This is a genomic window from Sebaldella sp. S0638, from assembly GCF_024158605.1.
Lineage (GTDB): Bacteria > Fusobacteriota > Fusobacteriia > Fusobacteriales > Leptotrichiaceae > Sebaldella.
Genome location: NZ_JAMZGM010000043.1, coordinates 1 through 25702, shown reverse-complemented (window position 1 = coordinate 25702; position 25702 = coordinate 1). Strand labels below are relative to the sequence as shown.

At 34.8% G+C, this 25702-nt stretch carries 14 protein-coding genes; all 14 read right to left on the bottom strand.

All coding sequences use genetic code 11. The annotated features are described in order from the left end of the window. Window positions 1-74 precede the first annotated feature (74 nt). Entirely contained in the window at window positions 75-11210 is an 11136-nt protein-coding gene (locus tag NK213_RS12115) for a hypothetical protein (RefSeq protein WP_253349506.1), read from the bottom strand. A gap of 658 nt (window positions 11211-11868) precedes the next feature. Beyond that, the gene (gene pgk / locus NK213_RS12110) at window positions 11869-13068 is read right to left on the bottom strand and encodes a phosphoglycerate kinase (RefSeq protein WP_253349504.1); all 1200 of its coding nucleotides are present in this window, start codon (window positions 13066-13068) and stop codon (window positions 11869-11871) included. Window positions 13069-13151: 83 nt separating this feature from the next. Continuing rightward, entirely contained in the window at window positions 13152-14159 is a 1008-nt protein-coding gene (gap, locus tag NK213_RS12105) for a type I glyceraldehyde-3-phosphate dehydrogenase (RefSeq protein WP_253349502.1), read from the bottom strand. A 157-nt stretch (window positions 14160-14316) separates the two neighbouring features. Further along, window positions 14317-15483 carry a type II secretion system F family protein gene (locus tag NK213_RS12100; protein WP_253349499.1) on the bottom strand — a complete coding sequence of 389 codons (1167 nt, stop codon included), beginning with the start codon at window positions 15481-15483 and terminating at the stop codon, window positions 14317-14319. 22 nt (window positions 15484-15505) lie between these two features. Further along, window positions 15506-15982 carry a 2-C-methyl-D-erythritol 2,4-cyclodiphosphate synthase gene (ispF, locus tag NK213_RS12095; RefSeq protein ID WP_253349498.1) on the bottom strand — a complete coding sequence of 159 codons (477 nt, stop codon included), beginning with the start codon at window positions 15980-15982 and terminating at the stop codon, window positions 15506-15508. Between the two features lie 2 nt (window positions 15983-15984). After that, on the bottom strand, window positions 15985-17376 hold the full coding sequence (locus tag NK213_RS12090) for an MFS transporter (RefSeq protein ID WP_253349496.1): 1392 nt from the start codon (window positions 17374-17376) through the stop codon (window positions 15985-15987). Window positions 17377-17393: 17 nt separating this feature from the next. After that, entirely contained in the window at window positions 17394-18275 is an 882-nt protein-coding gene (locus NK213_RS12085) for an ROK family protein (protein ID WP_253349494.1), read from the bottom strand. A 24-nt stretch (window positions 18276-18299) separates the two neighbouring features. Further along, window positions 18300-20033 (bottom strand): ABC transporter ATP-binding protein, encoded by a 1734-nt coding sequence (locus NK213_RS12080; RefSeq protein WP_253349492.1) that lies wholly within the window; start codon window positions 20031-20033, stop codon window positions 18300-18302. Between the two features lie 39 nt (window positions 20034-20072). Then, entirely contained in the window at window positions 20073-21065 is a 993-nt protein-coding gene (gene rfaE1 / locus NK213_RS12075) for a D-glycero-beta-D-manno-heptose-7-phosphate kinase (RefSeq protein ID WP_253349490.1), read from the bottom strand. Window positions 21066-21155: 90 nt separating this feature from the next. Further along, window positions 21156-22286 (bottom strand): SGNH/GDSL hydrolase family protein, encoded by a 1131-nt coding sequence (locus NK213_RS12070; RefSeq protein ID WP_253349488.1) that lies wholly within the window; start codon window positions 22284-22286, stop codon window positions 21156-21158. Between the two features lie 34 nt (window positions 22287-22320). After that, a complete protein-coding gene (locus tag NK213_RS12065; RefSeq protein ID WP_253349486.1) occupies window positions 22321-23412 on the bottom strand; it encodes a general secretion pathway protein GspD in 1092 nt (363 codons plus the stop codon). A 74-nt stretch (window positions 23413-23486) separates the two neighbouring features. Continuing rightward, window positions 23487-23954: a hypothetical protein gene (locus tag NK213_RS12060; RefSeq protein ID WP_253349484.1), complete on the bottom strand. Its 468-nt coding sequence runs from the start codon at window positions 23952-23954 to the stop codon at window positions 23487-23489. Further along, window positions 23945-25096: a hypothetical protein gene (locus tag NK213_RS12055; protein WP_253349482.1), complete on the bottom strand. Its 1152-nt coding sequence runs from the start codon at window positions 25094-25096 to the stop codon at window positions 23945-23947. Before NK213_RS12055 ends, NK213_RS12060 begins: the two co-directional genes overlap by 10 nt. Next, on the bottom strand, window positions 25096-25530 hold the full coding sequence (locus NK213_RS12050) for a hypothetical protein (RefSeq protein WP_253349480.1): 435 nt from the start codon (window positions 25528-25530) through the stop codon (window positions 25096-25098). The genes NK213_RS12055 and NK213_RS12050 overlap by 1 nt, the downstream gene beginning before the upstream one ends. Between the last annotated feature and the right edge of the window lie 172 nt (window positions 25531-25702).

The window sequence follows — 25702 nt, the reverse complement described above, 5'->3', positions numbered from 1 at the left end:
ATTCAAAGTTTATTTGAATATAATAAAAGTCAGGTCTGATAGACCTGACTCAGTAATATTTTTAATTGTATTGACTAAAACATTGCTTTTAAAGATACACCGACTCTGAAATCTTCCTGATTATGGCTTCCTGCTGAGTATTCTCCTGTTAAGAAAAATCCGTATCTGTTATCCAGCTCTGTTCCTATCTCTGCTCTTGTTTTCAGTGTTCCGTCTTCATCCTGCGGTTTTGCAAGGTCGTGGTATCCGTCTTCTACTGCTACTAATCTTGCTTTTTCTCTTTCGTTTAGATCTGCTAATTCATATTCATATGCTAAATCCAATACGCCTTTTAGTTTCCATGCTGACTTAGTTCCTAAAGGTATAGAACCGTCAAGCTTTATTCCTGCTTTTGGTTTTACACTCCATGCGTCACTTCCGTCTACTTTTAATCTTTCCAGTCCGTCCTCTTCAAATGTCGGTCTTATTACATACATTATTTCCAAACCGGCATAAGGAGTTATATTACTGTTTTTAGTTATACCAAACTCTTTTCCGAAAAGATTATTTGATGTAATACTGTAAGTCTGGAAGTTTCCGTTCATTTCTGATCTTCCTGATACATCCCAGTCTATATTTCTGTCAATGTTATGATTGCTTACTCTTCCAAGAAGGTCGTTTCTTAATATCCAGTCTCCTGATTTATATTTATTGTGCACACCCAGCTGAATTGTATCTACCCATTCTTCACTGTCGTTTCCGTCATTGAACTCAAAACTTGTGTGAGCATACCCTAATGAATATCCGAATGTGTGTTTGTATGTTCTTTCCACTTCTCTGAGAGCTAACACTCCTGCTGTTTCATAATCGTAGTCAAGAACGCCGCTTGTATTTTCTTTTACTGTACCTTTTCCTACAATTACATTTATTTTTACATTTTCTTTTGTATTATTATCTGAATTCTGCAGCAGGTCTAATGAACTGCCGAATATATCCGCTATTGTTTTTTCTCTTTGGTTTATATTGGCATAAACATCGCCTGCCAAGCTGGATATATTGTTTCTAAAGGCTTCTTCATTTGTTATTTGATCAATTTTATCATAAATTTCGCCTTTTTCGTCTTTTCCGTTTGAAGTCAGATAATTATCTTCAAGTGTTTTTCCGAATCCTGCATACCATAGACCATCTGTGAATGTAGTATAGTCTTTTCTCTGGGCGTAAATATCATATCCGCCTTTTGAATTCTGCACTGGAGTAATATCCCAAGTCAAAGATCCGCTTTTCATCAATAATGATCCTGAAACAGTTGATACTGACCCGCTTGTTGTCAAAATTACATTTTCTATTTTATATGTATTTGCAGCAGTTCCTTTAGTGTAAGTAGGAGCTACTATAATCGGATCTGCCACTGTAAGGCTGTTTGCCTGTAAGTATGGATCTTTTGAAGTATAAACTATAAAGTCATGTTCTTCATTGTCGGGCCCTATTGCTGTTCCAAGCTGTAATGTAGTAGGATCCGGAGCTATGATAAGATCAAGACCGTCTAATTTGAAATTATCATTTACAATTACCAATCCCGAAGTTCTTAGTATTGGTCTCACATAAGCGGATGTAGTTGTACTTGCTTTAATTTCATCAGATGTACCGCTGACCAGTGAATCAATAAAGATGCTTCCGCTGTTTAAAATAACTGTTCCCGGTGCTGTTATTATTCCTGAACTGTTAGCACCGTATATTTGTATGCTTCCTTTATTATCTATTACTGAACCTGTTAATGCGTGAATTCCCGCAGAGTTATTACCTCTCATAATGATCGTTCCGTTGTTGGTAACTCTTGAGTTTTGTACTGCTATTCCTGTAGAATTATCACCTGATAATTCTATCAGTCCGTTGTTTATAGTGTTTGAATTAATTACATACATTCCAAAGGCACCGCTTGAAGTTGATTTTATAGTTCCGTTATTTGTAACTGTAGGTTGGTTAAAGGCGTTTGTCTCAGAACTTTCCGAGTATATTCCGACACCATTTTTCCCCACTGTTATACCAGCTCCGGCATTATTGGAAATTTGTGAGTTAATTCCGTAGATTCCCACAGCGTAATTACTTGCCGTTTTATTAACTGTTCCATCTGGATTCAAAATTATCAGTGAATCACCCAGAGTAATATTTCCGTTATTCTGAACTGTTCCGTTTTCTATATATACTCCTGCGTTTCCTGTTCCGCTATTACCGCTTATATTACCGCTGTTTACCAGATTTCCTCCTAATATGACAAATCCGTTGCTGGCGCTTCCGTTCATTAATACATTGGAACTGTTAGTTATGCTGCTTGCCCCTTCTGCATAAACATATGTAGAACTATCACCCATTACTACTTTCGCAGCTGCAGACGTATTATTAAATATTCCTCCGTCTTTAAAGGCAAACCCGAATGAATTATCACCTATCTGTATATCATTTCCTGAATTTACATTCACAGCAGCATACTGTTTTGAATAAACTCCCACAGATCTGTTTCCTATCTCAAGAGTGCTTCCTGCACTAAATGTGGCAGTATTGCCCTCAAGGTATACACCGATTGATTCGTTTCCTATTTGCAGAAGTCCGTTTTGGTTTACAGTACTTCCTGTATTGTAAATTCCTACTGATCTATTTCCTGCTATTATATTATTTGAATTTATAATTCCCGGAGTAGAGTTACTGTAGTAGATTCCAGTGCTGGAATTCAGGATGCTGGAAGAATCGCCTACTGTTATAGTGCCATAGTTGTTAATAACCTGAGCCCCGTCTCCTTTGGTATAAATTCCTACTGACTGATCTCCTAAAAGAGTTATGTTTCCATAATTGTCTATACTTCCTGTTATACTGTCAGTGTGTATTCCTATTATGTCATCTTTTATTCCGTTTAGATTTCCATAGTTAACTACATTGTCTCCGTCTTTCAGATACAGTGCATCTGAAGATTCTCCCACAGTGATATTTCCTGTATTTTCTATTCTGGAACCTGCATCTTTTACGTTGATTCCAACAGAGCTGTCACCTGTATTTATAGTACCTGAATTATATACTCTTGCTCCGTTTCTAGTGTAAATTCCTGTGGAACTGTTTTGTAAATTTATGTTTCCTTCGTTTACTATTTCATAATTAGTGTAGCCTGCTATGAAAGAAACTGTTGACTGTCCGTTTGCCATTATTGCAGTCTGACCGTTGCCGTTTCCGTTAACAGTGACATTTGTTCCAAATCTGATCACAGAATTTTGTCCTGTTATTCCTGTTACATTAGTGTTCCCCAATTCTATTACATTATTAAATGAATTAATAAAGTTAAACTGAGCCGCTTGCAGCATTCCCAGACTAAATGATGAACCGGGAGCTGTGCTTAGTATTCTTAAATTTTCTCCCAATCCGTTTATAAGTCCTGTGGAATTAAAATAGAATATTGTAGCGTTTTCTCCTGTTATATTTACATCTACATTTCCGTTTACTGTCAAATCTTCATTTCCTGTCATGTATAAACCTACGCTGTTATTACCGTTTAAATCCAGAGTCAGTGAATTTACATCTACTTTGCTGTTGTCAGTGTATAGTCCCATTCCGCTTTCACCGACTTTTATTTCACCGTTTACAGTCACTGCAGATCTTTCGGCGAATACTCCTACTCCGTTAGTACTGTTAGACATATCAATTACTGAATTACTTCCAAGCAGAACTGTTGAATCTGTCATTAATACTGTAGAATCCAGATTACCGGCATATATTCCGTAAGCTCTTCCTGCTGTAGAATTTATTGTTATTAAACCGTCATTTTCTATTTCTATCTTTTTATCGCCGTAAAGCGGTGTAGATGAATTTAATAAATTTGCTCCGAAGATTCCTACACCTGAAGAATTTACGTTTATTATTCCTGTATTCTCTATTCTGGAACCATTTGCTCCTAAAATTGCTATTGAACCAGAACCTGAAATTTCTATTGTACCTGAATTTGTTATTTCTCCATAGTCTGCTGCCATTCCTACTGATTCAGTCCCTGATAATATGATAGTTCCTCCGTTATTATCAAGAGTAATATCTGATCTGGAACCACCAATGAAATTTTTCTGCACTATTCCAGTTTCATTATTTGCAGTTCCTGTCATTGTTACTCCGGAAGCTAAAGTCACCTTAGAAGAAATGAATTCCGAAGTATTGTATGCGTCATATATATTATCCAGATCCACATTTTGGTCAATATTTAATTCTCCTTTATTTATAAGGAAAATACTATATCCTAATACTGATGACGGATCTACGGTAACTCTTGTTCCTGACAGCATACCAAGGGATCCCGGTGCAATACTGCTTAGATTTGTTACTCCTCCTGTTGATTCGATTACAAATAATTTTGAACTTTGGTCAGTAAGTTTTATATTTAAAGTTCCGCTTCCTGTTAATATTGTATTTAGGAATGTTTGAAGTCCTGAATCGGAACTGTCACCTTTTTGATAAAATCCTATTCCGTTTGCTCCTATCTCTGCCTGTGCAGTTCCAGATACCAGATTAAAGGATCCTGTAGGAGTTGTTCCTGTATATGATGTATAGAATAAAATTCCGTTATTGCTTGCTTTTAATAATGTTCCGTTATCTATTCCTATTGTAGAATTTTCTGCATAAAGGGCTGCTGCCGAGCCGCTGTTTCCGCCTATAGCCTCTATGGTACCGCCGCTTATAAGTGTCACAGAAGATGAATCTTTACTGTATACACCCACACTCTGACTTCCGCTTACTGTTATATTTCCTGCTGTCATAGAAGCGTTTCCGTTATTATTGTACATACCTACTGAACTGTTGCCGTTCAGAGTGATAGTTCCGCTGTTTACTGCATTGGAACCATTTGCTGCCACTATTCCCTGAACATTCTCATAATAATTTCCTGAGATATCCTGCAGAGATTCTATTGTTCCTGTATTTGTCGCCGTAGATGTTCCGCCTGATCTCAGACCAGATGATCCGGAACCGTTTAATAAGATTGTCCCTTTGTTCAAAACCGCACTTGCTGTAGTTTGATCAGTAGAATACATACCTATAGAGGATTCTCCTATTTTTATTTCTCCGCCGGTATCATTTAATGCTCTTGAACCTTCTTCTGTATAAATACCTACAGAGTCATTTTTTAGATTTATTTTGCCTTTGAAAACCAGTTCATAGTTTGGATTAAGCGGGTCAGCCCAGCTTCCTCCTGTGTATTGTCCATTTGAAGCGGCGCCAATTATGCTGTTTTCTTCAGATGTTATCTGAGAATTAGAATCTAATAGCAGAGATGCTGAGTTCGCACTTATTACAGTTCCTTTTAATGTGCCGTTCAAAGCTTTTCTTATAGTAATTTCATTATCCAGAATGAGACTTCTGTTTTCTCCTATAATTCCTACTATGAATGTTCCGCCGTCTGTACTTGTTAACTCTATATTTCCTGTATCAAATGTGTTTATTCCAGGCGCTGTGAAATCTTCAAGTTTATATACTGCGAGATCATTGCCGTTAACTTCTATGCTTCCAAATTGCAGAGCAGAGTCGATAACTCCTCCAAAATAATATCCTACGGAATTCTGGCTAATACTTCTTACACCGCCCATACCGTTTAAAATACTGTCTTTTGCATATATTCCTATTCCGTTTATTCCCACTTCTATTCTTCCGCCGTTATCTGTGAGAGTAGAGTTTATTAATGAAATTCCTGTATTTTTATTTGTGGAAGCAGGATTGCTGTCTCCAATTATAATCTGTGAGTTCGTACCTAAAGTCAGAGCAGACATATTTGCGGGTACAACTGAATTATCAAGATAAATACCGTATACTTCGGAATTTAAAGCTGCTGATGACAGAATTTCCACTCGACCATTATTAATTATATTTATTGAATTATTACCATAACCAAGGGTTGCCGCACTTGTAGCTGCAGTCCCGTCAAAGTAGTTTCTGGCATATATACCCACTGATTCTTTTCCTGACACTGTTACAGTCCCGGCATTAGTAACTACTGAGCCATTTGCTGCCAGTATTCCTGCAGAATTATCCCCTGTAAGGTTTAATATTCCTGATGCGTTATTATTTATCAAACCATAGTCAACAGCCATTCCTGTAGCCATTTTTCCTGATAGATTTATAGTCCCGTTATTTGTAATTACTATATCGTTTATATCCCCTGATGAAGGTGTTGTTCTTTTGTAATTAGTCTGGGCTATTGCTGCCTGTCCGTCCAATGAATCAGTTATTGTATAACCTGCTGCCAGAGTTACCTTAGATCTTGACATTTCTACACCGTTATATGCATTTCCAAGAAATTTTAAAGTTATATTCTTATCTATTACAAGATCTCCAAGGTTGATAGAATACTCTTTGTAATCTGTTCCAGGAGTTGTAAGTGTAGTATAATCAATTCCGTTTATTATTCCTACAGAAGGAATACCTGATAAAACAAGAGTAGTCACAGGTTTATTCCATCTAAGTACACTGGAACCGTTTTTCATATCTAAAGACAGTGTACCTGTACTAGCTGGATTTACTAGGTTATTTAGTATTCCTGATATTCCTGCCAGTGTTTCACCTTCTACGTAGAATGCCATTCCTCCGTTGTTTATTGTAGCAGTAGGTGCATTGCTTATATTTAGCTGACCTGAAGGACCTGTTCCTGCTGATGGATAACTATACATAAGGAGTCCTTCATTTCCAATATTAAATGTTCCGCCTGATACTTTTATTGTGGAATTATCAGCATACAAGGCAACAGAACCATTCTGAGCCTCAATGATACCGCCTGATATTTCAGTATTTGCTCCCTGACCCTTTGAATATACTGCTATTCCTCCAAGAGACTGTAGTGTAACAGTACCGCCTGACATATTGAAATTTCCTTCATTAAAAATTCCTGTAGACCCTTCACCCTGAAAAGTAATAGTTCCGTTTTTTTGATAACCTTCGCTATTTTCTGTTATATATATCCCTGTTGCATTATTTGAGAAAACTCCCGGTGTTATTTCCTGAGATGTTATGCTTCCGTTGTTTATTATTCCGGCTTCTGTCAATGTACTTTTGAAAGCAGAAGAATACAATGCTGCCGAACTTTCACCTATTACTATATTTCCGTCATTCTGAACTATTGAGTCAGCACCTTCTGCGTACATTCCGGCAGAATTATCCCCGACACTGATTAAGTTACCGGCTGTTCCGGCATTTAATGCTTTTGATCCGGCTTTTGCATATATTCCTGTTGATTTATCTCCGCTTAAAGTTATTTTTCCGTTATTTGTTACTTCATACGGCCCGCTTATGTAAGACACTGATGCATTTTTAGGGCTGCTTACTCCCACTCCTATGGTATTATCACCAGCTGATACAAGGTTTGAAGACGTGTCCAGCAAAAGAACCCCGCCGCTTACTCCAAACATAGTGGCATTTTCCACAGTTCCGGCATTTATAGTCGAATTAGAAGTATAAGCTATGTTACCTACGCTTCCCATAATGAATTTATACGGGATAGTAACCATACTTGTAGTATTGTCAATATTTGCAGGACTAAGATTGAATGTTGATCCTGCCTCCACACTGAATAATGAAGCTCCGTCACCTGTAATAACGAATTTAGTCATTTGAGAACCTGTTTCATTATACTGGCTGTTTCCTGCAAGATACACTCCTACACCGCCTGCACCAATTTGTATAGTTCCTGCAGAAGCATTTATCTGACTTCCTCCTATTGCATAAATACCAGTTGTTCCACCGGCATTGATAGTTCCGCCGTTTATATTAATAACAGAATTGTCAGTAAAGACTCCGACTCCGGTATTTGATCCTGACATATCTATGTTTGATCCTGTATTTAGTGTTACAGTTGAATCTGTTAAAAGATTATTGTTGTCTGTGTATATTCCTACTCCGGAAGAGTTACTGTTTCCGGCATATTTTATAGTTCCTGCGTTTATTATATTAACTTTTCCTGTTCCATATGATACTGCTGTGCTGTCAAAATTATTTGTACCGTATATTCCCACTCCTGAATTATTGCTTCCGGCAGTATTTACATTTATAGTTCCGGTATTAGTTACCTGAGAACCGTTTGCAGCAAATATTCCTGTTGATCTGTTTCCAGAAGTAGTGATAATTCCAGTATTATTTATTGTAGCGAAATCTCCTGCAATTCCTGTAGAGTCAGTTCCGCTTAAATTTATAGTCCCGTTGTTAGATAAGATTATTGCTCCTAATCCTGCACTTCCTGTATAGTTTCTCTGAGCCATTGCAATCTGGTTATTCCCTGTACCGCTTACAGTATAGCCGTTTCCTATCTGAACCGATGATGATACAAAACTGATTCTTGGGAAATACTGATTTCCTGTTCCGGCAAGTGTTACGTTTTTATCTACCAAAACATTGGCTTTATTAATTATAAAGTATCTGTAAGTAGCTCCGCTCAAATCATTTACTGTAGTATTGGCTATTGAAGGTGTACCAAGTACAGTTGTTAGAGCATTCAGGCTCAAAGTTCCCACAGGCTGATCCCAACCAACAAGAGTAGATCCGGCTGCCATATTTAATGTTAGATTTCCTGAAGTTACCAAAGTTGATAAAGTCGGAGTATTACCGCCTGTTATATAAAAAGCTGTTCCGTTGTTATTTACGTTAACAGTTCCGGTTCCTGATACTGCGCCGGTTCCGTTTTTATAGAAAAACAAACCGCCGTTATTTACATTTACTACAGGTCCTGACATACTTATAGTGCTGTTTTCGGCACTTAGTGCTGTTGAACCGTTGCTTACAGTAATAGTTCCTCCTGTTATGCTTGTAGTAGAGGAAGACTTAGAATATACACCGACACTGCTTGGAGTATTAGCAGTGATAGTTCCGCCGTTCATATTGAAATTTCCTACGTTATATACCCCTGCCGAGCTGTTTCCTGTGACATTTATTATACCGGAATTTGTCCCGGTAGAAGTGCTGTCAACGACTACCATACCCAGAGAAGAAGTACCTGATACTAATACCTGTCCTGATGCTGCATTTGTTACTCTTCCGCCGTTGATACCAAATAGACCTGCCGAACCGTTCCCTAGCACTTTTATTATTCCGGCTGCTCCGTTAATTCCAGTAGCTCTGTTAGTAGTGCTGCCGCTTCCGTTGGCTATAATTCCGAGGTTTCCGTTATTATTTACGTTTATTGCATTATTATTCTGTGCAGTAGGACTTCCGGCAGTTCCGGCATTTACAGCTCCGTAATCTACTCTCATCCCTATATTAGAAGCCCCGCTTACATTTATGGTTCCGGCATTGGTAATGTTATCAGCAGCAGCTACTTTAAGAATCATTCCTGAATTTCCATATCCGCCTGACACATTTATAGTTCCGCTGTTTGTAACTACGCCTGTATACGCTCTGATAGAGCTGTTTCCAGTGAGGGTGCTGTCTTCTATTACTGCCATTCCCGATGAACGTGAATTTCCGGTTCCGTTGTTTCCTGACACATTTATAGTACCGGTATTGCTAAATACCATACCTGTGGAATTTGCCCTTGATGACAGTTTTAATCCGTAGCTTTCTATTCCGCCTATATTTATAGTTCCTTGATTAGTGACTTTTATAGGAACATTTTCTGAACCGGGAGCGTATATTTGTATTCCTATTGATTTTTCCCCTTTAAAATCTATGAGTCCTGTGGCTTCATTTGTTAATACATAACTATTAGTTGGATTATTATCAAGATTTTCAAAAGTTAGTATAAGTCCTATTTTATATCCTGTAAATCCGCCGGCACTTCTTGTTACAGTAATTGACCCGCCGCCTGCATAGGCAGGAAGATTTAGATTTACACTTGAACCAATTGGAAGAGCGGCATTTAGTGCTGTCGAAGTAGCTTCTCCCGCATCCGTTATTGTTTTTCTGTTTATCATTTCTCTTTTTCCCTGATTTGTGTTGTAGTTAGTATCAGTTTGTATTTCAAAACCTACTACAAGAGGGCCCACTAGGTTCATAGTCCCGTTATTAACAAGAGTAGCGTTGAAGACATTGTCAATAGTAGCTATTCTTGATCCGCCTACTAAAAAGCTTTGGGCATTCCATGATCTGCCGGCAGTACTTTCGCTATTTTTTTGTGCTGTTGTTAATGTATTAATGGAATTGATAGTCAAATTTGCTGTTAAAGTAGCTGTGCCGCCTGGGTTATTAGACATAGTTCCATAATCAAAATATACTTTTAATAAAGTAGAATTAAATGGTGCTGTTGTACTCCAAGAATAACGGATAGCCGGACTTCCGTCTGTTAATGCTCCGCCGCCTAAATTTCCCGTACTTCCTAAGGCTATATTATAATTAGTTCCGTTACTTCCAAAAGATACGGCAGTTCCGCTGAACGGTCCTCCGTTTATTCCTCTGTCTTCACAGCCAGTCATATTATTACAGAAAGAACCTAGTTTTATATTGAAAACCGGCGGACTTGATAAAGCCGGAGGAGTTATATTAAATGTAACGGGGCTAAATTCATTTGCTGATACAGTTGGTACTTGAGGTGTTACTGGTTTTTTTACAATGGGTATGTCATTTACTACTGGTGCCTGTATTTGTGGTGTATGCGGCACTAAAATGACAAACTTATTTAACTGCGGTGTACCTACTGATATAACAGATGGTGAAGCAGATACATTCACATTTATAGTTTCGGGTATTATAGGTGTAACTAAATCAACAGATACCGGAGTAAAATTCCCGATGTTTATTTCTGGGAAAACTACATTTTTTAATGGTTCGAGGTATATTGAGTATGGTACATTTTCAGTGGTAGCTACTGAGTTTTTATAAACTACAGAAGTATCCTTATATGATTTTTCTATACTTGTGATAATGTCTCTTTTGGGTTCAGGTTCCAACTGCGGAGGTTTTGCGGGAGAATCAGGCTGAAAAGCCTTTTCTGTCGCTTTCCCTCCTCTGTGTGCTTTTTCATAAAAACCTGAAAAGAAAACCTGCCATTCTAGGTACTCAGGTTTTACAATGTAGTCAGATTGTGCGTAGAGGTCTTTTAGTTCTTTGTTTCTGCTCCTCAGCGCTTTTTCAATAATATCATAGTTTTTTTTATTTGTTATATTAGAGCTGATATTTTCTGTCATGCTAGATTGTAATTTATCAGTACTAGGCATGGTATCCGGGCTATTTTGTGCCAATAGCAGGGAACTGAAAGCTAGTAAGAATAAAAATTTCTTCTTATTTTTCCACATATAAATCTCTCCATTCTACTTTAAATTATATTTATTTTTTATGGATAAAATGTAAATATAATTTTTGTTTGTTTAACTTAATTCAAATGGATTAAAATATTTTACAGATTTCTTGTGAAAATTTTATATATTAAATTACTGGTCTAATTATTTTACAAAAAGTGTTATATATTAATATATCTTTTTAATTGAAATGCTTCTGTTTATTGTTAATGTTAGCTTTAGAGTCCAAAAAATCTAGACTCAGCTATGATAAGTAAGTAATTTTAGCATACAAATGAAATAAAATCAAATAATATTTTTTTAAATAATAACTTGATAAAATTTTCAAAATAATATAGAATTGATATATAAATTTTAAATAAAAAATAAAATATACAGAGAGAATATAAATTTAAAAATATCAGGTAAAATTAAAAACCAAAATCTAAATATAGCAAATATAATATCTTTAAATCCTGATATTTTTGAGTTTTTCATCTGCCCAAAATACCGAAGGCGACTGTTAATAAAAAACAGTTGCCTTTTTATTATTAAATTTTTTGAAAAATCAATTTTGTAGCGGGGTGAAATAGAAACAGAACTGAAATAACAGCTGCAGAAAAGAATAAAAAAATGACTCCTGCTACAGAACAGAAGCCACTATTTATTATGCTTTTTATTTATCAGAAATTGCTTCTACACCTGGTAAGACTTTTCCTTCCAGATATTCAAGAGAAGCTCCTCCGCCAGTAGAGATATGTGTGAATTTATCAGCATATCCAAGCTGTATAGCAGCAGCTGCAGAGTCTCCGCCGCCGATTATTGTAGTAGCACCTTCAAGGTGGGCAATTGCTTCACAAACACCGATTGTTCCTTTAGCAAAATTAGGCATTTCAAATACACCCATAGGACCATTCCAAACAACAGTTTTTGCCCCGCTTAATTTTTCAGAGAAAAGCTTAATAGAATCAGCACCTATATCGAGTCCCATCCATCCATCTTCAATAGAATCTACAGAAACAGTTTTGAATTCAGTATCATTCTTGAATTCTTTTGCTACAACTGTGTCAATAGGAAGAACTAATTCTTTACCGTTTGCTTTTGCTTTTTCAAGAAGCTGTTTTGCAAGATCGACTTTATCTTCTTCAAGAAGAGATGAACCGATATTTTTCCCCTGAGCTTTCAGGAAAGTAAACATCATTCCTCCGCCGATTAGGATTTTGTCTGCTTTTTCTATAAGATTTTCAATAACACCGATTTTATCAGAAACTTTAGCTCCGCCAAGTATAGCAACTAAAGGTCTTGCAGGATTAGTAACAACTCCGCCGATGAATTCTATTTCTTTTTCCATAAGGAATCCGGCAGCAGTTTCAAGATGGCTTGCTATTCCAACGTTAGAAGCATGCGCTCTGTGAGCAGTTCCGAATGCGTCATTAACAAATACATCTCCTAAAGAAGCCCAGTATTTACCTAATTCAGGATCATTTTTAGATTCTTTCTTACCATCAATGTCTTCAAATCTAGTATTTTCAAACATCATGATTTCTCCGTCTTTCAGCTCAGAAACAGCTTTTTCCAATTCAGCTCCTCTTGTTTCAGGAATAAATTTTACAGGCTGTCCAAGTAATTCAGCTAATCTTTCAGCAACAGGTCTTAAAGATTTAGAAGCTTTATCTGCTTCTTCCTTCACTTTTCCAAGATGTGAGAAAGCGATAACTCTTCCTCCGTTTTCAAGTACATATTTAATAGTAGGCAGAGCTGCAACTATTCTGTTTTCGTCAGTAATTTTTCCATCTTTCATAGGTACATTAAAATCTACCCTCATTAAAACTTTTTTTCCTTTTACGTCTAAATCTTTAACAGTTTTTTTTGCCATTTTATATTTCCTCCCTGGTTTTTTAAAAAAGCGGAACAAACAATGGAGAATGTCCCGCCTTTAATATCTATGTCTCTTGAAATTTATTTAGAAATTTCAACAAAGTACTTTAAAGTTCTTATTAATTGTGCTGTATATGACATTTCGTTATCATACCAAGAAACTGTTTTAACAAGTTGTTTTCCATCTACTGTAATTATTTTAGTTTGTGTAGCATCGAATAATGAACCGAATCTGATTCCGATTACGTCAGATGAAACGATCTCATCTTCAGTATATCCGAAAGATTCGTTAGCTGCTGCTTTCATAGCTGCGTTAACTTCTTCTACAGTTGTATTTTTTCCTAAAACAGTAACTAATTCAGTAACTGATCCTGTGATAACTGGTACTCTTTGTGCAGCACCGTCTAATTTACCTTTTAAGCTAGGTAAAACAAGTCCGATAGCTTTAGCTGCTCCTGTAGTGTTAGGAACAATATTTGCTGCAGCTGCTCTTGCTCTTCTGAAGTCACCTTTTCTGTGCGGAGCATCAAGAGTATTTTGATCTCCTGTGTAAGCGTGAATAGTAGTCATTAATCCTTCTACGATTCCAAAGCTTTCGTCTAATACTTTAGCCATAGGTGCTAAACAGTTTGTAGTACAAGAAGCTCCTGAAAGAACTGTTTCAGTTCCGTCTAATGTAGAGTGGTTAACATTATAAACTATAGTTTTCATTTCTCCTGTAGCCGGTGCAGATATAACTACTTTTTTAGCCCCTGCTTTTATGTGTTCTTCAGCTTTTTCTTTAGAAGTAAAGAATCCAGTACACTCAAGTACTACATCAATTCCAAGATCTCCCCAAGGTAATTCAGCCGGGTTAGGGTTAGCGAATGTTTTAATCTCTTTTCCGTTAACAACAAATGCCCCTTCCTTAACAGAGATTTCCCCGTTAAATCTTCCTTGTGCAGAATCATATTTAAATAGGTGCGCTAACATAGCTGCATCTGTTAAATCGTTGATTGCTACTACATCAAATTCAGGATTCTCCACCATTAATCTTAATGCTAGTCTTCCAATTCTCCCGAATCCATTAATTGCAACTTTAACTGCCATTTTACTATACCTCCTAAATAATTTTATTTACAAAATAAGTATATCACAAGCGTTATAACTTTTCAATTCAAATTTTAAAGCGGAAATAAAAAAATATATGAAAATTCTTACCGTAAACATTTTTACAAATAAAAAACACAGAAAAAATAAATTCAGTTTAAATGTTTAAATTTTCACCAAGTCTGAAAACCGGAAGAAGGACAGAGATAACAATAAGTCCGATAAAAAAAGCTATAAAAATAATAGAAACAGGTTCGAGAATTTTTAGAAATCTTTTTGTTTTTTCTCTTATACGCATAAAATAAATATCCGTAATATGGGAAAACACAAAGCCTAAGTTGCCTGTTTCCTCCCCGATAAGTATATAATTTTTATATTCATTATCAAAAAACTGCATATTCCCGATAATATTACTTATGCTAAGTCCCTGTTCCAGTTTTTTTATCAGAATTTTCAGCTCTCGCCCGAGAAGACTTCCTGCTGTTTGCGTACTCAGTTCAATTGATTTTATGATTTCCACGCCGCTGTTCAGAAGAATACTCATACTCTGTGAAAAATAGAGTATTCTGAATTCTTTATATAATTTTTTTATAACAGGAAGTTTTATAAACAGCCTTTCAAAGTTTTCTTTGTTTCTCTTATAATATGTAACAGAAAAAATAATCAAGACAACAGCTGAAACAGATGTTACTAAGAAATATTTGCCATAGAGGGTGCTGATTTTGATCATGACTTTAGTCAGGTATGGTATTTCTTTATTTAAGTCATTGTATATTCCAGAAAATTTCGGGACAACAAATTTGAATAAAATACTGATAATTATAAAAGAAGTAGCCAGAACCAAAGCAGGATACAAGCTGAGATTTATAATTTCTTTTTTTAATTCCTGCTCGAATTCGTACTTACTTTTCAGATTTTTGAGGGGCAATAGTATATTTCCGCTTTCTTCTGCTATTTCCATAGTATTTAGAAAAATTTTGTCGTCTGTGATAAAAGTAAAGCCTTCTCTCAGCTTTTTTCCTTCTTTTAGTGCTGTTACAGCATGTTCAATATTATTTTTCAGAGTACCGGAAAAGTTCTCTGCAAGAATGGACAGTGCATCAACGATTCTAATATCAGCTTTTGCCAGAAAATAAAGCGAAGATATAAAAGTCGTGAATTCACTGGTTTTTACTCTGGTTCCCCAAGACGGGATTTTTTTATGGTGAAGAAGTGTATAGTTTTGTATTTTTATATAGTGAAAAAATTCTTTCTCATTTTTGAAGTTTAAAACAGAGCTTTTTTGATCAAAGCTCTTGTCCAGATATTTAAATTTTATTTTCAATTAAGTCCCCCCAGCTAATTTATTATTTTTTAGAAAGCAAAACTACACAATAAGATTTCATACCTTCCATATTTCCGGTAAATCCGAGTTTTTCTTCGGTAGTTGCTTTTACACTCACGCAGTCAAGCTGTATTCCCAATTCTTTTGCGAAATTTTGTCTTATTTCGTCAATATAATCTCTTAATTTTGGTTTCTGTGCCACTATGGTAGCATCTATATTAACTATATGATACCCTCTTTCAGAAACTACACTTAAAATTTCCCTGAGTAAAAGAATACTGTCTGCATTTTTAAATTTCGGGTCAGTATCAGGAAAAAATTTCCCTATATCACCAAGAGCAAGAGCACCTATTAGTGCATCCATTACTGCATGGGTAAGCACATCAGCATCAGAATGTCCGTCTAAGCCTAATTCAAAAGGTATTTTTATTCCTCCCAGAATGAGATCTCTGTTTGGGGCAAATTTATGTACATCGTATCCTTGTCCTATTCTAAACATTTTTACTCCTTATTTTCTTTATTATTATTTTCGTTGTTGCTGTCATTTGAGTGATCATCCGAATGATCATCTTTTTTCATTCTGCTTATAGCAATATAAGAAGGCAGAAAAGCTGTTATTCTTTTGCTCATTGCAGATCTAAGAGGCAGAGTACCGCTGTATTTGAATTCTTTTTGAAACGAGTTAATGCTTGTAAGCCTCAAAATGGAAAATAATCTTAATAAAAATCCTATGAGAAAGGCTATTTTTATTGTATAAATTTTCTCTCCAAGTATATAGATAACCCCTTCGTTAATAAAGGTACCCAGCACACCGGCAAATAAACCGGCAAGAATAGCTGTTGCTCCCACGACCACGGAATAAATTCCCACATATCCTTCTACAGGATCTTTTGAGACCTCCATAAGGAGATTTAAAAAGCATAAATTTATTGCGGTAAATCCTACAGCATCAAAAATACCCGAGAGAACAAGAGAGACTTTAAAATTATCATCTGTCAGTGTGAAGTACAGCAAAGCATTATATGTGGCAAAAAAGATACCAAGTCTGAGAATAGTACGATTACCGTATTTATCAGAAAGTTTTCCGTAAATTATAAATAAAAACATGGAAATAACAGCTGTAAGAACACCGATATTGGCGAGAAATCTTGGATCTGAGCCCAGTGTTTTTACCCTGAAATATTCAAAAAACGGTTTTAAGAATTCCAGTGAAAACAGCCATACAGACACAAATTTCAAATAAGTTATAAAATCTTTATTTTTAAATATTTCTTTATAGCTGATTTTTTGTGTTGTTTCCTTAAAATCAGGAATATGATGTCTGTTCATAAGGAAAATAGTAGTTACCGCAGATATAGCAACTGACAGCGATAATATAAGATATCCTGTTTTTTTATCAGGCATTGCAAGGAAAATACCGTAAATTAACGTGAAGAAAATAGAAGAAATAGAAATAAAGAAATTTCTTTTTCCAAAATATTTTCCTCTTTCCTTGTTATTTATAATTTCTACCATTGCAGCAGTCCATGTATTAGTAACAAAGGGTGCAAATAATGAATAAACAAATATAATAGCCGTAAAAATATATGGATTTCTCAGATCAAGAAGTACAGCAACAGGGAGAAGAACCATAGATGACCTTGAGATTATAATTGAAACCATCAGTGTTCTTTTTCTGGTTTTATATAATTTATATAATTTTTTCGTAAAAATCTGCAATACCTGTGTAGCAGTAGGCAATATAGAAATAATTGCAATAAAAAACGGATTAGCATTAAAGTACAATGCAAGATTAAGCATAATAAACCCTTGCGTACTCAGATACATACCATTAAAAAATATACCTTCCAGAATAGAGAATTTTTTAGTTTCCCTAACAGCAGTCTCAGTCAAGACAAAGCCTCCTTAATTTAATGGTTTTCCAAAGCCAGACGTCCAAGCGCAAGGCTTCCCATTAGTCCGGCATTTTCCTTTAGTCCCGGATATACAATGTAGTTATCAATATCTTCAAGTATTTCTTTTTTATGAACATATCCATTTAAAGTTTCCTTCACCATTTTTCTTATAAGCGGAAACAGATGGCTTTGTTTCATAACTCCGCCTCCCATTATTATTTTCTGCGGTGAAAGAATAAGTATATAGTTTATAAGAGCCTGTGAAAGATAATATGCTTCCATTTCCCAGACTTCGTTTCTGTCTTCAAGATTATAGGCTTTATCTCCCCAACGTTCTTCTATTGCAGGTCCTGCAGCAAGCCCTTCGAGACAATCTTTATGAAATGGACATTTTCCTTCATAAGGATCATTTTTATCCCTTTTTACAAAGATATGACCCATCTCCGGATGTGTCAGTCCCTGAAGCATTTTTCCGTTTATAACAGCTCCGGCACCTATTCCTGTTCCCACTGTGATGTATACGACACTGTTAAGTCCCTGACCGGCACCCCATAAAGATTCACCAAGTGCTGCACTATTTACATCTGTATCAAATTCCATTGGTACATCAAAGTGTTTCTTTAATTCTCCCATTATGTTATAGTCACTCCAGTGGGGCTTTGGGGTTTTAGTAATATAACCGTAAGATTCAGAGTCTTTCACCGGATCAATAGGGCCGAAACATCCAATACCCATAGCCTCAAATTCTTTGTCTTTGAAATAATCAACGACCATTTTCATTGTTTCCTCGGGTATGCCAGTGGGAATACTGATTTTATCAAGTATTTCCCCGTTTTCAGTTCCTATTCCACAGATAAATTTTGTTCCCCCGGCTTCAATTGCTGCAATTTTTCTCATAGTTTTCACTTCCTTATAAAATTTTTATCCGGTAATAAAACCATTAAGCTGAGTGTTATATAATTTGAAGTAGTGTCCGTTTTCATTCCGGATGAGTTCACTATGGGTTCCAGATTCCACAATACCGTCTTTATCAAGTACAATTATCTGATCTGCCTGTTTGATAGTGGAAAGTCTGTGTGCCACGACTATAACAGTTCTGTTTTTTGTGAGTTTTTCAATATTTTCCTGTATGATAGCTTCTGTAATGTTATCAAGTGCGCTTGTAGCTTCATCCAAAATAAGGATTCTTGGGTTTTTAAGAAAGATTCTCGCAAGTGAAATTCTCTGTTTCTGACCGCCCGACAGCTTAACTCCACGTTCACCTACGAAAGTATTATATCCTTCAGGTAGTGACATTATGAAATCATGTATTCCTGCATGTTTCGCAGCAGTAATAACGTCAATATCAGAAGCGCCCAGCTTTCCGTATTCAATATTATCTCTTATTGTTCCCCAGAAAATCACGACATCCTGCTGAACATATCCTATATTTTCACGCAGTGACTGTAAATCCGCCTGTCTTATATCAGTATTGTCAATATAGACATTTCCTGACTCTATTTCGTAAAAACGGGGAATTATCTGTGCAATAGTAGTTTTCCCTACACCGCTCGGCCCGACAAGAGCAACCATTTTTCCAGCAGGAATACTAAGGTTAAAGTGCTTTAGTATAGTTTCTGTTCCTGATTCATATTTGAATGTGACATTTTCGAAGTTTATGTCACCTTTGATATTTTTCAGCACTACAGCATCAGGAGCATTTTTTATAGGTTCAGGCTCGTCAATAAGTTCCTGAAATCTAACAAAACTTACCCATCCTTCCTGTATTGTCTCAAATGATCTTATAATCAGCTTCATTGGAGCCATAAGCAGGTTAAAATAAACAATGTATGCCAGAAGATCACCGTAATTGATTACTTTATTTATAACTGCTGTTCCGGAAATAGTAAGAATTACTATATTCAGAAGCAACGAGAAAAAGTTATTTACAGCGGAGAACATAGCTAATGCAAAGTTTGTCTTTTTAGCCATATTTTCCTGCAGCTTTGCACCATCTCTGAAGTCTTCCAGCTCTCTGTCTTCGTTGGCAAATGCTCTTGTAAGACGTACTGCCGATATGCTGCTTTCCAGTTTTGCATAAACAGAACTTGTTTTTTCCCTTGCCTTTCTAAAAATATTTTCCATATGCTTTCTTGCCATAGCAGTAGCAATCAGCTGAACTATAACAAAAGCAAAAATCAGAAGAGTAATAGGGATATTAATCTGTAGTAAAAGGAAAAATCCTACTATTGAAACGAGAAAGAAAGTAAGAAAATCTTCCAATCCGTGGTGTATCATTTCTGATATGGTAAAAAGATCATTAGTTACACGGGATAGAATAATTCCCACTTTATTTTTGTCAAAATATTCAAAAGGAAGAACCTGTAATTTTCTAAAGGCTCTTTCTCTCATATCCTGATGCAGTCTCAAGCCCCAGATATGTCCGAAATAAGCCTGTGAAAAATTAAGTCCTGTATAGATTATTACCAGTACTAGGAATATTAACCCGCCTTTTATAATTGCTTCCGAATTATTTTCGGGTATATAAACATTTAAAATCTGTCTTGAAAAAAACGGAAGTATAAGATCTATGGTTGTAATTCCTATAACTACTGATAAAACAAGACACATATTCTTTTTATATTTAAATATATATTGTAAAAATTTGTGAAACATTACTGACTCCTTTAGTAATTTTTGCGATAACTGACAGTATTAAGAGTTATATAGTTCGTTATAGAATTCTGTTATCTGCTCTGGTGTTGCAGTGGCAGTTCCCATTTTTCCTACGACGATTCCCGCTGCGGTATTCGCTACTCTTGCAGCCTCAAACCAAGTGGCACCGGCAACTTTTGCCAGAGTAAATACTGAGATTACAGTATCACCGGCTCCTGTTACGTCGTATACTTCTTTAGCAACAGTGGAAATTGTTTCAGCCGCACCGTCTTCAAATAAAGTCATTCCTTCTTCACTTCTTGTAAGCAGAAGATTTTTCAGCTGAAGTTTTTCTTTTAGTTTCAGCATCTGTGATGTAAGGTCTTCTTCATTCTTAAAGCTTTCTATACCAAGGCATTCCATTGCTTCTTTTCTGTTAGGAGTAATAGACGTTGCCCCTACATAATTCATATGATTTTTTGGTTTCGGATCTACTGTTACGATCTTATTTTTTTCATTTGCCAGTCTTATAATTTCTCTTGAAAGTCTTGCTGTAAGAACTCCTTTGTCATAATCAGAAAGAATAAAAGCATCGATATTATCTATGTTATTTTTTATCTGTTCCAGAATTTTATCTTCGATATCAGAAGTAATACTTGTTTTGTCTTCCCAATCCATTCTCAGAAGCTGCTGGTTTTGCGCTATAACTCTTCTTTTTACAGCAGTAGGTCTCTTTTCATCAATAATGATACCATCTGTATAAATACTTTTTTCTTTAAGCACATCTAAAAATCTTTTCCCGTTGTCATCATTTCCTATAACTCCGAAAGCAAATACTTTTGCATTAAGGCTGCTTAAATTATTTAATACGTTTGCCGCACCGCCCAGTACAAAACTCTCTCTCTTTACACTGACTACAGGTACAGGAGCCTCGGGAGATATTCTGTCTACACTGCCAAAGATATAATCATCCAGCATAACATCTCCGACTACTGCGATTTTAGCGTTATTGAAGTTGTTTAATATTTCTTCAAGTCTTTTTTTACCTACCATGTTTTTGTCTCCTATCCATAACTCAAATTAAAATTTAAAACTATGTCTATTATACAATATAAATCAAGTATTTTAAAGAGACATTCCATATTATTTTTCGCTGAAAATTTTCAGGTCAATACATTCTGCCATAGCTTTTACTCCTGTATCATTAATATAAAAATATTCTCCGTTATCAAAAGTTTTTTTTAGTTTTTCAGGTTCTACGGGATTACATAAAAAACTATCGAAATCTGCAACAGAGTCAAAATCTTCCGAATCACGAATCCATTGATTCACGGTTATGCGAATATTTTCCAGTCTGTCAGAATAATATTTACAGCCATAAACAGGAGGAATTGTGCAGCCTATAATAATGATATTATTTTCTTTAGCCAGTGTACTGCAGATTTTCAGGGCATTTATAATATCAGTTCCGTTTGATAATGAAGTATCTGTGGTTTTACATGAAGATATGAGATCATTTATTCCCGGAAACAATATGAGGAATTTTACTCCGTTTTGTTTTAGGACATCTCTTTCAAATCTTGATAAACCAGAGGAGCCGTATAGTCCCTTAAGCTGGTCGGGGCAGCTGTGCAGGAATCTGTTCCCGTTAATTTCCTGGCTTAACACAGCAATATTAAGGATATTATTTATCTGAAACCGTTTTATAAGGTGGCTGTGCCAGCCGTTTGCAATACCGGAATCCCCGAATATTATCAGAGATGAACAAGGAATTTCATTGTTCACTTCTACATTTGTAATAAACGGGACAAGATAGTTTCTGTATTCGCTATTATGAAGGATATCTGTATCTTTATTTTTTAATTCATTCAGAATATTTCCTTTCTCTGAGATGTAGTAAGAGAGAAGGGAAAAATTACCTGTGCTGAGTTCTGTAAAATTTTCTATATAGATGCCAAGCCAGTAATTTTCAGCGGAATTAACCGTATATTCCAAAGGATCACTGTATATTTCTTCTTTCTCGGAAATCACTGTTTCATGATTTCCATTAAAAAAGATACTGGAATAAACTAAGTTTTCTGAATAAATACAGGCTTCTTTTATTTTTAACGGCAGACTGCCGTAAAGATTGGAGAATTTTATTCTTATGAATTTTCCTCCAAGAGTAATATTTAATTTTATCAGGATTGTTTCATTTTTAAATTGTATGTTTGTAAGGGTGAGGTTAGTAGCGGAAACACTGAAAGAACCTACCCATTTAGTTTCACTGTTCATAAACCTCCTAGGAAATATAATGATGTCATCTTGTTCATTCTGTCTGGATTTTACCTTCTATTTCAATATAAATATCACGGACTTCTTTATTTTTTCTTTTGTATTTAAATAAAGAACCCAGAATTGGAATTTTGCTTAAAACAGGGACTCTTTTTTCGGAATCTTTCTGTACATTTTGTTTTAAGCCGCCGATAAAAATAGAAGTCCCGTCTTTAAAGGAAACTATGGAATTAATTTTGTTTTTTTGTTTTGCTCCCTGATCGGCATTAAAATTGGAACTCAATTTAAAATTGCTTATCTCTGAATCAATATAGAGTATTATTTCCTGAGAATCACCAAAACCTCTTATTTCGGGTTTTATTTTAAAAACAACACCGGCTTCTGCAAAGACAGGTTCCACATATTCTTCATTTTTGTCAGTATATTTTTTTTCACCTACAATTACTTCTTCTGTGACTCTCAGTTCTCCTTCACTGCCTTCAAGTATAAGAAGGACAGGCATAGCTTCTATTTTTATATCCCCGTTTTCTTTCAGGGCATCTACATTAATACCTAAAAAATTACCTCCTTTTTTTAACAGGGCTGACAGCGAAAAATTACCATCCAGAAATGAACCTGTGAAATCTGATATTTTATTATCATTATTTTTCCCAGCGGAAAAATCAACCCCGAGCCTTTCAAAAAGATTATCGCTTGTGTCAATGATAGTAGCTTTTATCTGAATTTGTTTTTTAGGCTGATCAAATTTTTCTATAATGTATTTCAGCTCATTGATTTCTTCAGTAGTTCCTTTTAGAATGATTTCTTTTCCCAGACCGGTTATTTTAGCTGTGTTAATATCTTTTAACCTGGGTATCATCTCAGAGGAATCAATGTTGATAAGCCTCATACTTTTTTGAATAACAGGAATCTTTTTATCTTTTTCACCCTGATTTTGTACAGAAGGAGGAGGAGATTCTATTTTATTTTCCTTGTCTTCAGATATTTTTTTTGATTCCTCTTTAGGTTTAAGAATAAAAATTCTTTTTGAAGTCTCAATATCTCCTTTATTCACATAATTACTGATTTCTGCACTGTATACAGGCAGGGACATTAATAAAATAAGAAAAATATATTTTTTGATCACTTTTCCTCCTTTTTTAGCGTATTAGAATTCTTTTCCAGATATCCAAGAGAAATTTTGAAACTGTCTCTTGTTAGCTATATATATGACTTAGTCATATCAATATATATTTTACTTTTATTTATGAAATACAAAAACTTGGCCATTCCAGTGAGATCACCTTCAAATGTAAAAAAAATATATTTTAGTGAATAACTGTCCTTTTTCCAGACATACTCGGCTTTTCCGATCTCTCGCAGATCGAGTCCGCTTTCCTCGGAGAAGAGGTAAATAATTTTTTTGAATTCAGTTTCATTTTTTAAAGTACTGAAATCGAGAGTTAGAGTAATATTATTCATTTTTTCCATCTGTTCATCTGAAATTATTTTCTTTTGTATATTTTCTTCATTGGTCTCTTCAAGTTTTTTGCCTGATTCGCTTTTTTCATTAAGTAAAACAGTATAATTATTTTTTAGTTCTGTTGTTTTTTCATATTTTTGATATAGAAATATGAAAAGAACCGCGCTTAAAATAAGCAGAGGATACTTGTTTCCGGCTAATCCCATATGATATCTCCGATTTTATACTGGAAAGTAAGAAGTTTATTACGGCTTTTTATAAAAATCAGCTCAATATTTTGTGCATATTTTCCCAGTTTGATTTCGAGTTTCTCAACATTTTTGAATTTTACTGAATCACCTTCAATGAGCCAAAAATTATTGTCATAAATAATTTTTGAAAAGCCAGTATCAGTATTTGATTCGCTAATAAGAAATCTGAGAAATTTATAATGATTTTGATATTTCATATTTTGGATAATATCGTTTAATTCATTAATGTCCTTTGAATAATCAGGAATATTTTTATTTTTAGCAGCAAGAAAATTTTGCTGTATAGTATCAATTTCGTTTTTCATCTCATTATTTCTTTTTTCCAGTTCATTTGTGGATAAAAAGGAATTCAGAAAAAAGTATATAAAAATAATGAGAATATATGGGAAAATGTTATTTATTTTTAGGCTTTTTAATATTGCAGTACGAGATTTTAAGAAGTTCAGATCATCGGATAATTCACATCCTTTGAAGATGACCTCCAGATTTTCAGGCTGATAGTCTAAAACTGTCATTGTTTCATTATCAGTGACAAATTCATAAGAGTTTACACTATCTTTATCATCAATGGTAAGATTCATGCTTTTAAAGCTTTGAATACTTTTATCCTGTATCGAGATAAAGGAGCTAAGCTCATCACCAAATGTAAGAACAGAGATATCTGTATTTTCGTAATATTTGTAGACTCCCATAATGTCGACTTTACATTCTGTAACTACTAAACCGTATTTTTTTAATAAGAATACAAGGTTACTGATAAAATCCTTTTTAATACAAAAAACGAGACTTTTTCTTAACGGATGATCAAGGTAAAATTGTTTTGTAATAAAATTTCTGGTATTATAATCTTCAATTTCATCTGATAAAAAAGATTTTAAAAGACTCTGTTCTCTTTTAGCATCTGAATCTGGAGCTTCAAAAAAGCTGATATAAAATTTTGAAAAATCCAGAATAAGAGATACTTTTTTCTTTTTTATTCCATATTTATTTTTGATATCTTTCACAGTTTCCAAAATATTATCAAATGTATAAGCAGTGATTGTTCCTTCATATTCCAGAAAAAGTCTCTTTTCACTTTTTAAATAAATTTTTAGCATTACTCCCCCTCAAAATAGAAACTACTTGTTTCTATAATTACTTCGTCGTTATTTTTTCTGATAAATTTTACATTTTCTAAAATGGATATATTTTTATTTAAAATATTTTTTTCATAAATTATAGTTAGATCAGGATACATGGTGTTTTCTTTTAAAGGCAGATTATATATGCTGCTGTTTTGATCTTTTACAGCTGTGATGCTGAAACCGCCTGTGCTTTTTTTACTCTCTTTTGAGTATATAAGCCTTTTTACAATAGCTTTATCAGTGTTGTCTTCCATGATTACGGAATTAAAATATTCATATTTATTATTTAACATAATTCTGTTATCAGCAGAAAAAATACCACTTTTATAAAGAGACTCAGAAAAAGCTCTTTCATTTTCAATAAGTCTTTTTTTCAGATCATAAGAATAAGCAGAATTAAGTTTCAAAATTTTGAATCTGTTTCTGGTGAAAAAAATAAAACCTGAGAGAAACACTGATAAAACAGATAAAATAATTAATACGTAAAGTAAAGAACTTCCTTTATTTGGTGTTAGTATGAAAAAGTGGACACAAAAATCTTGATTGTGTAAACTAATTGAGAGAAGGCAGGTGTCCGAA

Bases quoted from the DNA above. Each gene is read 5' to 3' on its own strand.
- NK213_RS12080 (WP_253349492.1), bottom strand. From the start codon at position 20,033: ATGTTTCACAAATTTTTACAATATATATTTAAATATAAAAAGAATATG.
- rfaE1 (WP_253349490.1), bottom strand. From the start codon at position 21,065: ATGGTAGGTAAAAAAAGACTTGAAGAAATATTAAACAACTTCAATAAC.
- NK213_RS12085 (WP_253349494.1), bottom strand. From the start codon at position 18,275: ATGAGAAAAATTGCAGCAATTGAAGCCGGGGGAACAAAATTTATCTGT.
- pgk (WP_253349504.1), bottom strand. From the start codon at position 13,068: ATGGCAAAAAAAACTGTTAAAGATTTAGACGTAAAAGGAAAAAAAGTT.
- NK213_RS12070 (WP_253349488.1), bottom strand. From the start codon at position 22,286: ATGAACAGTGAAACTAAATGGGTAGGTTCTTTCAGTGTTTCCGCTACT.
- NK213_RS12115 (WP_253349506.1), bottom strand. From the start codon at position 11,210: ATGTGGAAAAATAAGAAGAAATTTTTATTCTTACTAGCTTTCAGTTCC.
- NK213_RS12055 (WP_253349482.1), bottom strand. From the start codon at position 25,096: ATGCTAAAAATTTATTTAAAAAGTGAAAAGAGACTTTTTCTGGAATAT.
- gap (WP_253349502.1), bottom strand. From the start codon at position 14,159: ATGGCAGTTAAAGTTGCAATTAATGGATTCGGGAGAATTGGAAGACTA.
- ispF (WP_253349498.1), bottom strand. From the start codon at position 15,982: ATGTTTAGAATAGGACAAGGATACGATGTACATAAATTTGCCCCAAAC.
- NK213_RS12060 (WP_253349484.1), bottom strand. From the start codon at position 23,954: ATGGGATTAGCCGGAAACAAGTATCCTCTGCTTATTTTAAGCGCGGTT.